Below are 1,026 nucleotides of genomic sequence, written 5' to 3'. Positions count from 1 at the left end.
CTCGATTCGATAACTTCCACTGTCAGAGTAACGAACAAAACGGTTCGCGTCCGCGAGCGGGCGTAGTCAGCGGGACAAACCGGTCCGCCCGACTTGTCCGGAAAGTAATGTTTTCGTGCATCGTTTGACGGGTTCGTGACCGGGGTATCGCAACAAGGATCTTGCTCGCGTTTGTTCAGGCAGCCCCGACGAATCCCATCCTCGACGAAGAGTTGGAACCTACGTCCGGGGCCTATACTGGATGGGATGGTGCTTGTGCATGTCGAAGACAGCAGTTCGCAGTAGCGCAGTGGGAGCAGTGGCCCTGTTGGCCGTTGTCCTGGGGGGTGGGACGGCGTCGGCAGGCGTCGACAACACCAGTTCGATCACCGACGTCAAAGGAAATCGGATAGAGGTCTACCAGGCTGACACCGCTATCCACGTCTTTCCGCCTCTCGACAGCTCACCGCTGAGCGTCGAGTTCTTCCACGACGGGGTTGCCGGCGTGAAGATCGACGGGCCGGACGCAGCAAGTTTCACCGGCACGAAGCTGACGATCGGTTATCAGATCGGCTATCCGATCGCGTTGACCGGCGCGACGGTCGTTCTCAACAGCCCCGGTCTCGACTGGGCTGTCGAGAGTGGAACCAACCTCGGTATCGGTCTGGTTCCGGACTTCGAACTGGGCCTGGACATTTCGAACGGGTTCGCCATCGGCGGCGACATCATTCCTTCACAGGAACTGGACGTCGATCTGGCGCCGGGCGGTATCACCGACGTCGCGCTGCTCGAAGATCAGGAATTCGACGGTCCCGAAGCGGCCGTTCGGACCATTGCGCGAACGGGTGCGTGCCCGCGCTGATGAGGTCGACGCCGAGCGGATTCGCGGCGCGACGCAGCAGATCCAGTGACCTGTCGAGATCACTCATCGCCTCGCCGACCGTCGAATGAAGCGACGGGTTGCGGTGCCGCAACCGCCGGTAGACCTCGAGCGGGGTCAGCTCGGTGTCCACGTCGATGCGGTGCCCGATCTGGATCTGGTAGATG

1 protein-coding gene and 1 pseudogene are annotated in these 1,026 nt (G+C 61.3%); one reads left to right on the top strand and one right to left on the bottom strand.

Annotated features, from left to right (window positions below; genetic code table 11):
• The first annotated feature begins 298 nt into the window (after nucleotides 1-298).
• Nucleotides 299-841 carry an MspA family porin gene (locus tag ABT116_RS50330; protein ID WP_351648559.1) on the top strand — a complete coding sequence of 181 codons (543 nt, stop codon included), beginning with the start codon at nucleotides 299-301 and terminating at the stop codon, nucleotides 839-841.
• A 91-nt stretch (nucleotides 842-932) separates the two neighbouring features.
• Here ABT116_RS50330 and ABT116_RS50320 read toward each other — a convergent pair.
• Nucleotides 933-1,026 (bottom strand): annotated as a pseudogene (locus ABT116_RS50320) (anthranilate synthase component I family protein); the annotation flags it as partial.

The sequence above is a fragment of the Streptomyces sp. NPDC002130 genome (genome assembly GCF_040296465.1).
GTDB lineage: Bacteria > Actinomycetota > Actinomycetes > Streptomycetales > Streptomycetaceae > Streptomyces.
Note: the sequence above shows the minus strand (reverse complement) of the source record. Positions and strands in the feature narration are given on the sequence as shown.